Source organism: Streptomyces oryzae (assembly GCF_017676365.1).
Classification (GTDB): Bacteria; Actinomycetota; Actinomycetes; order Streptomycetales; family Streptomycetaceae; genus Streptomyces; species Streptomyces oryzae.
Map to the genome: position 1 here is coordinate 1 of NZ_JADKMA010000249.1, position 9,362 is coordinate 9,362.

7 protein-coding genes and 1 tRNA gene are annotated in these 9,362 nt (G+C 71.6%); 4 read left to right on the forward strand and 4 right to left on the reverse strand.

Going from position 1 to position 9,362, the window contains the following annotated elements:
* Nucleotides 1-1,037 (reverse strand): TerD family protein (locus ITI46_RS35210; RefSeq protein WP_247746867.1); only part of this gene is annotated, 1,037 nt, incomplete at its 3' end.
* Between the two features lie 420 nt (nt 1,038-1,457).
* Here ITI46_RS35210 and ITI46_RS31130 point away from each other — a divergent pair.
* The 3 genes from ITI46_RS31130 to ITI46_RS31140 all read left to right on the forward strand — a co-directional run bounded on the left by ITI46_RS31130 (nt 1,458) and on the right by ITI46_RS31140 (nt 6,009).
* Complete coding sequence (locus ITI46_RS31130; protein ID WP_209243283.1) at nt 1,458-2,624, forward strand: HpcH/HpaI aldolase/citrate lyase family protein; 1,167 nt, start codon at nt 1,458-1,460, stop codon at nt 2,622-2,624.
* 92 nt (nt 2,625-2,716) lie between these two features.
* Entirely contained in the window at nt 2,717-5,134 is a 2,418-nt protein-coding gene (locus tag ITI46_RS31135; RefSeq protein ID WP_209243286.1) for a phosphoribosyltransferase, read from the forward strand.
* Nucleotides 5,135-5,139: 5 nt separating this feature from the next.
* Entirely contained in the window at nt 5,140-6,009 is an 870-nt protein-coding gene (locus ITI46_RS31140) for an HAD family hydrolase (protein WP_307808395.1), read from the forward strand.
* 42 nt (nt 6,010-6,051) lie between these two features.
* On the opposite strand, the gene ITI46_RS31145 is transcribed toward ITI46_RS31140, so the two are convergent.
* Both ITI46_RS31145 and ITI46_RS31150 read right to left on the reverse strand, forming a co-directional pair.
* Nucleotides 6,052-6,693 carry a DUF4383 domain-containing protein gene (locus ITI46_RS31145; RefSeq protein WP_209243288.1) on the reverse strand — a complete coding sequence of 214 codons (642 nt, stop codon included), beginning with the start codon at nt 6,691-6,693 and terminating at the stop codon, nt 6,052-6,054.
* A gap of 256 nt (nt 6,694-6,949) precedes the next feature.
* On the reverse strand, nt 6,950-8,206 hold the full coding sequence (locus ITI46_RS31150) for a coiled-coil domain-containing protein (protein ID WP_247746869.1): 1,257 nt from the start codon (nt 8,204-8,206) through the stop codon (nt 6,950-6,952).
* 170 nt (nt 8,207-8,376) lie between these two features.
* Between ITI46_RS31150 and ITI46_RS31155 the strand changes: the two genes are divergently transcribed.
* Nucleotides 8,377-8,448 (forward strand) — tRNA-Val (locus tag ITI46_RS31155).
* A 129-nt stretch (nt 8,449-8,577) separates the two neighbouring features.
* Here ITI46_RS31155 and ITI46_RS31160 read toward each other — a convergent pair.
* A complete protein-coding gene (locus tag ITI46_RS31160) occupies nt 8,578-9,165 on the reverse strand; it encodes an MmpS family transport accessory protein (RefSeq protein WP_209243285.1) in 588 nt (195 codons plus the stop codon).
* Nucleotides 9,166-9,362 lie beyond the last annotated feature (197 nt).

Below are 9,362 nucleotides of genomic sequence, written 5' to 3' on the forward strand. Positions count from 1 at the left end.
GGACCAGGGCCGGGCGTGGGCCCCGGAGGCGGCCCCGGAGGCACTGGCGGCACCGGCGGCCCGGGCTCGGGGCCTGGCCCGGGCGGGGGCCCCGGCGGCGGGCCGGGCTCCGGGTGGGGCGACGGCTCCGGGTGCGGCTCGGGCGGCACCGGCTCGGGCTCCGGGAAGTCAGGCTCGGGCGGCGGCTGCGGAACGGTGCCGGAGGGCGGGCTCAGCCGGAAGTCCTCGGAGCCGATGGTGTCGGCGCGGGGCACATGGGCCACGGTCGCGTCCGGATCGTGCTCGGATTCGTGCCCCGGAGTGCGCTCCGGCTCGTGCTCCGTGTCGTGCTGTGGGCTGCGAGTCCCCTTCCGCCCGGCGCCGGCCTCGCTCTTCCCGGCGTCGTCGGTACCGCCGTCATCGGTGCCGGTGCCGGTGCCGGTGACGCCGTCGGAGCCGTCGGGGCCGCCCGTGCCGGAGGGGCCGGACTCGCCCTCGTCGACCGTGATCCCGAACTCGGTGGCGAGGCCGACCAGCCCAGTGTCGTAGCCCTGTCCCAGGGCGCGGAACTTCCAGCCGTCGCCGCGCCGGTACAGCTCGCCGCAGACCATGGCGGTCTCGGCGCCGGTCTCCGGCTCTATGTCGAAACGCGCGAGCAACTGCCCACCGTTCCCGGAGGCGGCTGCGCCATCCGGGTTGTCCGCGTCGTGCAGCAGCAGCCGCAGCTCGCGTACGGAGGAGAAGGTTCCGCCGTCGGCCGAGGCCGCCAGCAGGACGCGGTCCACGGAGGCGTCCAGCGCGCCCAGGTCCGCCTCGACGGTGTCGCGCAGCCCCTCGGGCTCGCGCTTCTTGGCCAGGTGCCGCACCAGCCCGGAGGGGTGGCGCGGCTGGTTGTAGAAGATGAAGTCGTCGTCGGAGCGGACCTTGCCGTCCGGGCCGAGCAGCAGAGCCGAGGCATCGACATCCGGCACGCCGGCACCAGGCGCCCAGCAGAGAACCGCGCGCACCGCCGTGGTCTCCAGCTGGATGTTCGACCCCTTCGTCATCCCGTGCGTCATGTCTTCATCCTGCCCCCGTACGGACACCGCCGACAACGCGGGGCGTGATCTCAGGGACGCGGGACGTGAAGCTGCGGGTGCGCGGGAAGTGGCGCCACGGACGCCTGGGACGTGACGCCACAGATGCGCAGGCCGTGACGCTACAGAGCGCAGGCCGTGACGCCACGGATGCGCGGTGCGTGACCGGCGGGTCTGCGGTACGTGACGCCACGGACTCCGAGGCCGCGCCCCTGGCGAGCCCCGACAGCCGTGCCCCGGAGCCGAGGGAACTTCTGACCGACCCCCATACGTACGATGAGCAGCCACGCGGCACCACGGCGGCCACGGCAGGACCACCGCCACCGCGCGACGCCACCAGGTGGGTCATACACCCCATGGCAGCCACAAAGAGACGCTGAGACGGCAAGACGGGGGTCTTTCATGCGGCATTTCAGGCAGCTGACGCCTCAGCGACGGAACGGCCTCTTCCACCAGGAGCCGGCCGAGTTCACCTCGGACTCGCCCGCAGGCACCCTCTCCGTCGCTCTGGGCGCAACCCTCTACAGCCCTGCCACCAGACCCTCACTCGCCGCTGATGTGCTCAAGCAGACGGCGCGCGGTGTCGTCTCGATGGTGCTGTGCCTGGAGGACTCGATAGCCGACGGCGAGGTGTCGCAGGCGGAGGACAACCTGGTGCGCCAGCTGCGGGAGCTGGCCGACCGCGCCCAGGAGGACGAGCTGCCGCTGCTGTTCGTCCGGGTGCGGGAGTCGGGACAGATCACCGAGCTGGTGCGCCGGCTCGGCGGTGCCGCACGGCTGCTGTCCGGTTTCGTGCTGCCCAAGTTCACCGAGGACCGGTCGGTGCCGTTCATGGAGGCGCTCACCGAGGCGGAGGCGGCGTGCGGGCGGCGGCTGTTCGCGATGCCCGTACTGGAGTCGCCCGAGCTGCTGCACCGCGAGACCCGCACGGAGGCCCTGACGGGCATCGCCAGGACCCTGGACAAGTACCGCGAGCGGGTGCTCGCGCTGCGCCTGGGCGTGACGGACTTCTGCGCGGCCTACGGGCTGCGCCGTACGCCGGAGATGACCGCGTACGACGTGCAGATCGTCGCCTCGGTCATCGCGGATGTGGTGAACGTGCTGGGCCGGGCCGACGGCTCCGGGTTCACGGTGACCGGACCGGTGTGGGAGTACTTCCGGCCGCAGGAGAGGATGTTCAAGCCGCAGCTGCGGCAGAGCCCGTTCCTGAGCGGCCAGGCCGAGGACGTGCGGGCCGCGCTGATCGAGCACGACCTGGACGGCCTGCTGCGCGAGATCGAGCTGGACCGGGCCAACGGGCTGCTGGGCAAGACGTGCATCCACCCCTCGCACGTGACGCTGGTGCACGCGCTGTCGGTCGTCAGCCACGAGGAGTTCTGCGACGCGACCGATGTGCTGCGCCCCGAGCGGGGCGGAGGCGGAGTGATGCGCTCCGCGTATACGAACAAGATGAACGAGGTGAAGCCGCACCGCGCCTGGGCCGAGCGCACACTGCTGCGCGGCAAGGTCTTCGGGGTGGCGCGTGAGGGCGTGAGCTTCGTCGAACTGCTGGCGGCGGGAGTCAAGTGAACGGAAGCGTACGGGACGTGGGAGCCGGGACCGGATCCGGAGCCGGGACCGAGGCCACCGAGGTCGGCACCGGGGCCGAGGTGTGGCCGGGCATGTGGGTGGCCGAACGGCTCGGAGTGCGGCTCGAGGGCGAGGGACTGCGGGAACTGCTGGGGCTCGCCCTGCGGCGCAACCCCAAGCGGGCGCACCTGCTGGTCTCCACCGTCCTGGGCAAGCACGTCCCGCAGCGCCCGAGCGCGGTCCTCGGCGCGGGCAGCCGCCTGGGGGAGCGGGTCCGCGAGCTGCTCGGCGCGCAGGAGGCCGCCAGCTGTGTCGTGCTCGGCTTCGCGGAGACGGCCACGGGGCTCGGACTCACTGTCGCGCACAGCATGGGCAGCCGTATGAGCGCGCTGCACTCGACGCGGCGCCGGGTGCCCGGGGTGCAGCAGTACGGCGGTTTCGAGGAGGAGCACAGCCACGCGACCTCGCATCTGCTGCTCCCCGAAAACCCGCGACTGCTGCGCACTGACGGGCCACTGGTGCTGGTGGACGACGAACTGTCCACAGGCAGGACCGTACGCAACACCATCGCGGCCCTGCACGCCGTCCACCCGCGCGACCGCTATGTCGTGGCCACGCTGGTCGACACCCGTGGCGAGCGGGACATGGCCCAGCTGGAGAAGTTCGCCGCCGAACTGGGCGCCCGCGTCGATGTGGTGTCCCTTGCCGCAGGCCGTGTGGTCCTCCCCGAGGACGTGCTGGAGCGGGGCCGGGAGCTGGTCGAACAGCACGGCGGCGGCACCACTGGCGCGCGGGCCGGAACGGCCCGGGGCAACGTACGGCGGGTGGACCTGGGCTGGCCGCAGGGGCTTCCGGACGGCGGACGGCACGGTTTCGGACCTCGCGAACAGATACGCCTCCAGGCCGCGCTGCCGGACATGGCCGAACGCATACTGTCCGCACTGGAGCAGGCAGGGCGGGCCGGCCGGGCTGATGGCGAGCCGCTGCGCGTTCTCGTCCTCGGCAACGAGGAGCTGATGTACACGCCACTGCTGCTCGCGTTTGAAATGGAAAAGCGCACCAATGGCCGCGCGGAAATCCGCTTCTCCACGACGACGCGTTCGCCCGTCCTCCCCGTCGACGACCCGGGCTATGCCATCCGCACCGCACTGTCCTTCCCGGCGCACGACACGGCGCACCAGGACCGTGCGGCCGAGCGCTACGCCTACAACATCGCGGGCCAGGGTTTCGACGCCGTTGTCGCCGTCGTGGACAGCGAGGGTGACACCCCCGCACTGCACGCCCCTGGTGGACTGCTGGACCAGCTCGCCGGCTGCGCGCCGCGGGTCCTGCTGTCCGTCGTCCCCGCCCACGTTCCGGACCAGGACCGGCCGACGCCGCCCGCACCACTGCACGGGCCCGCCTTCTCCTCGTACACGGCGGACGATGTCGCGTGGCTGCTGCGCGATCTGTCCGACGTCGCGCTGGAGGCACCCACCGAAGAGCGTGAGGAGGCCATCCAGGCGGGCGGGGCGCACTACGCCGAGTCGCTGCCGGTGGAGTATCAGCCGTCCGCCGAGTACCAGCAGCTGTTCCACGACGCGCTGGAGGCCGCGGCCGAGCGCCTCGCCCGTGCGGTCGGCACGGTGACCGAGACGGTGCTCGGCGAGCGCGGACCACGCCCCGTGCTGGTCTCGCTGGCCAGGGCCGGCACGCCTGTCGGCGTACTGATGCGCCGCTGGGCTCGGTACGCGCACGGTCTGGATCTGCCGCACTACGCCGTCTCGATCGTGCGGGGCCGCGGTATCGACACCAACGCGCTCGCCTACCTGGCCGCCCACCACGACCCGGCCGATGTCGTCTTCATCGACGGCTGGACCGGCAAGGGCGCCATCACCCGTGAGCTGGCCCAGGCGCTCGCCGCGCACCCCGGCTTCGATCCTGAGCTTGCCGTCCTCGCCGACCCTGGCTCCTGCGTACGCACCTACGGCACCCGCGAGGACTTCCTCATCCCCTCCGCCTGCCTCAACTCGACCGTCTCCGGGCTGATATCCCGCACCGTGCTCCGTGCCGACCTGGTGGGCCCGCACGACTTCCACGGTGCGAAGTTCTACCGCGAACTGGCGGACAGCGATCTGTCACAGCACTTCGTGGACACCGTGGCCGCCCGTTTCCCCGCGGTACGGGAAGGCGCCGCACAGGACGCCACCGCACTGGCCGGCGCGGACCGCACCCCCACCTGGGCGGGCTGGCGCGCCGTGGAGGACATCAGCGAGGCGTACGGCATCGGCGATGTGAACCTGATCAAGCCGGGCGTCGGCGAGACGACCCGCGTACTGCTGCGCCGCGTCCCCTGGCGCATCCTGGCCCGGCGCGGCGCGGGCGCCGACCTCGACCACGTCCGGCTGCTGGCTGCACAGCGCGGAGTGCCTGTGGAGGAGACCGACAACCTGCCCTACAGCTGCGTCGGTATCGTCCACCCCCGCTACACGCGCGGTGCGACAGGCGCCGACGGAAAGGCCGCACGGTGACAACAGTGACCGCGGTGACACCGCACACCGACGGCCCCGGAGCAGCGGGACGCGTACTGGTCGCCAGCGATCTGGACCGCACTCTCATCTACTCAGCGGCGGCGCTGGAGCTGACCATGCCCGACCCCCGGGCGCCCCGGCTGCTGTGCGTCGAGACGTACGAGCACAAGCCGCTCTCCTTCATGACGGAGGAGGCTTCCGGACTGCTGGCGGCGCTGGCCGCCCGCGCGCTCTTCGTGCCCGCCACCACCCGCACCCCCGAGCAGTACCGCCGCATCCGGCTGCCCGGCCCGCCGCCCCGCTACGCGGTCTGCGCCAACGGGGGCCGGCTGCTGGTCGACGGCAAGAGCGACCCCGAGTGGCGGGAGCGGGTGCGCGAGAGGCTGACCGAGTGCGCCCCGCTCGAGCAGGTACGCGCCCGGATGCTGCGCCGGGCCGGCGCCGAATGGCTGCTCAAGGAGCGCATAGCTGACGGCCTGTTCGCCTACCTGGTGGTCGAACGGTCCCTGCTGCCCGAGACATGGGTGAAGGAACTGGCCGCCTGGGCGGGGCCTCAGGGCTGGAACGTCTCCCTCCAGGGCCGCAAGATCTACGCCGTACCGCAGCCGCTCACCAAGAGCGCCGCCGTGGCCGAGGTGGCCCGCCGTACGGGGAGCACACTCACCTTCGCCGCCGGTGACTCACTGCTCGACGCCGATCTGCTGAGCGCTGCCGACGTGGCCTGGCGCCCCGCACACGGCGAGCTGGCCGACAGCGGCTGGCAGCTGCCACACGTACGGGTGGTCCCGGAGCGCGGCGTCCTGGCGGGCGAGACGGTGCTGCGCCGGATGAGCGCCGCGCTCGCACAGCCGCACGGCGCAACCGAGGGCGGGTGAGGAAAGGGCGCCTGTGGGGGGAGAAGGCGCAGGGGTGGTGGCCTAGCTGGCGTGCCGCTGCTCGTCGCTGCCGTCCTCGGGCGGCTCTGCTGCGCCGGCTTCCCCGTCGGCTTCCCAGCGGGCTTCCCCGCCGGGTTCTCTGCCTCCGTAGAGCGAGGCGCTGCGCCGCAGCTCCTCGCCCCGCAGCCGGGCGCGCGTCCGCTCTTCGCGCAGGTCCCTGGCGCGCCGGGCGCGTTCGACCGCGTCCAGGTGGCGCTGCTGCCAGTACGGGTTGTCGTGCGGCAGGGCGCTGCCCACGCGCCCGTACATGCCGAAGACGAGCAGCAGCAGTCCGACGACAAAGCTGAACAGCACGTTCTGCAGCTCGAAGGCGAGCACGTTGAAACGCGTCTCCAGTAGCGCGAGATTGACGAACCCGCTCAGCAGGAACAGCCCGCCGAACGTGATGTTGAGGCTGGAGGCGAAGTTGCCGCCGCGCACCATGCCGGCGAACAGCAGCAGCCCGACGACGATGGACAGCACACTCAGCGCACCATTGGTGTTCAGGCCGGCCACCCGGTCGCCGCCGATGTCGAAGAAGCCGATGTTGTCCGTGAGCCCGAGGACGCCGAAGACGGTCAGGATGACCCCCACCAGTCCGGCTCCCACCCGGTAGATACGGCTCAGCCTGTGGTGCACCGGCATGTGCTCGTCCAGCACCCGCCCGCCGCGCGGCAGGATGCGGCGGTAACGGAACGTACGGGTGGGGGACGCGGCCACAGCGGCCTCCTCGGGACGGGCCGACGGCGCTCGCTCTCGTCTTTCCAGCCTCGCTCTCCAGCCTCCGCTCTCCAGCATCCGCCCACAGCGCCCGCGCCTCAACAGCAGCCCTGATCAGCAACGGCAGCAACGCTCAGTAGTGCCCAAAGCTGTCGCCCGGCACCGTCCGGGCGGCCCCGGGTCAGTGTCCGGCGGCCCGCTCCTGCCGGATCTGCTCGACCACCTGCTGCACCGTTTCCTTGACCGCGTCCAGCTCGGTGAGCAGGTGCCAGTAGTCCGGGTGGCGGCCGGTGAGCGAGGCGACCGCGCGGTCCACCCGCTCCACCGCGTTGTCCAGCGGCTGGGCGTGCCGCGGATCCGGGGTGCTGCGGCCGGCCATCGCCAGCCGCTGTGCGTCACGGATCGCGAAGCGGGTGCGGTCGACCTCCTTCGAGTGATCGAAGGAGACCTCGTTGAGCCGTTGCAGCCGCTCTCCCGCGGCCTTCACCGCCTCGTCGGTGGTGTTCAGCAGCGCCCGCACCGTGGACAGCAGTGCGGTGGCGTCCGGCCAGCGCTGCTCCTCACGTGCCGTGCGGGCCTCGCGGAGCTTTTCGTCGGCCTGCTGCGCCGAGTGCTCGGCCTGCTGCGGAACCTGCTGGAGGTCCTGCCAGCACGCCGCGCTGAAGCGGCGCCGCAGCTCGCTGAGGACGGGCTCGACCTGCCGGGCCCTGTTCTGCAGCGCCTCGGTGCGGGTACGCAGCGAGGCGATCCGCTTGTCGATGTCGGCCGCCTTCTGCGGCAGCCCGTCGGCCTGGGCGCGGATCGCCTCCGCCTCCCGTACGACCCGGTCGGCGCGCTGGATGGTCTCCTGTACGCCGTGCGTGCCGGCGCCCTCGTTCAGCTTGGTCAGCTCGGGCGAGAGCGCCGCCAGCCGTGCCGCGAGGTCGTCCGCCTTCAGCCCCTTGGCCCGTACGGCGTCCAGCGCGTTGCTCGCGGCCAGCAGCGCCTGCCGGGCCCGCTCGACGGCGGGCGCGAGCCGGGCGAGCTGGGTCTCGGCGCGGGACAGCAGCGGGCCCAGGCTCTGCGCGAACCTCTCCAGCTCCCCCTTGGCCCGCTCCAGCTCCCCGCGTGCCCGGTCCAGCTCGGTGCGGGCGCGGGAGGCGGCAGCGGCGTCCAGATCGTCCCGGTCCAGATCGTGGGCGTCGACCGCGGTGATGTAGTCATGGCTGACGCTGTCGATGCGCCTGCCGAGCTCGGCGAAGTCCGCCGCGGCCTTGCGGCCGGCGGGGGAGCTGTCGACGGCGTTGATCGTTTCTATGGAGATCCGCAGCTCACGCTGGGCGGTGTCGAGTTCGTAGAAGGCGGCGGCCGCGGCGTCCTTCGCGGCCTGCGCGTCGGCCCGTAGGTGCTCCGCGCGGCCACTGCCCCAGCCCCAGCGGCGGGTGCCACCGCCGTTCATCGCCGTCACGAAACATCTCCCCGTACGTGCCTGTGGCTCTTCGACCGGTGCTCATTCTCCCACCCGGGCTCAACGAACACACGAGCTGATTCGTTCACGGACGCTCCCGCCACCCCACGTTTGCACTGCCCGCCACCAGGCAAGGTACGCTGTCGTCCCGCACATGCTCCGGGCGCATAGCTCAGCGGTAGAGCGCCTGCCTTACAAGCAGGATGTCACTGGTTCGATCCCAGTTGTGCCCACACCGTAAACGCAGCTCAGGGCCCCCCGAATGATCTCGGCGGGGCCCTGACGTGTGCTGCGTGACCCATTGCGTGACCACCGGTACCACCGGCCGGGGGAGGGCCCCACGGAGCCGCAACCGGGGGCTGTCAGTCCCAGCTCAGTCCGGTGTTGGACAGCTGGGCGTTGCAGATGTTGTAGCCGCCGGAAGCGTGGGCCTTCTTCGTCTCGCCGTTCACGGTCACCGAGCAGTGGATGTCGCCGCCGCCCTGCAGCTGAGCGTTGACGTGGTACCACATGGCGTCGTCGTGGAACTTGAGCGTCTTCGTCATGGGCACCCCGCCGCCCTGACGGCTGTCGGTGTCGGAGCCGTAGGTGATGTCCGCGCCGGAGGGGGCGCTTCCCCATACCTTGATGGTGACCATCTTCGGCTTGGGCTTCGCGGCCGGCTCGGGCTTGGCGGCGGGCTTGTCGGCGGGCTTGTCGGCCTCGGGCTCCTCCTTGGCCGCAGGGGCAGCTTTGTCCACCTTCGGCTTGGCGTCGCCCGGCTCGGTCTTCGCGGTTTTCTTCGTCTCGCTTCCGCCACCTCCGACGGCTGAGCCGATGGCGCCGATGACCACCAGTCCGCCGAACACGCTGAGGATGATGAGGCCGGTGCGCTTCTTCTTCGGAGGCTGCGGCGGCTGCTGCGGCTGCGGCTGGAACTGCTGGTAGGGGTGCTGCTGGTGCGGGTTCATGGTCCCCCCTGGGATTGTTGAAGGCTGGATCGTACGGGGGTATGTGCCGGGCACATCAGGGTCTTTCGACCCTCTTCTGCTTCTGGCGGTACACATCACTTCATGTGGGGCAGGCCGGAGCACCGGCGGCGTTGCCGTACCCGTGCGGAGGTCATCAGTTGGTATGAACGGCGGGGTTCGGCGGCCGGGTTGGGAGG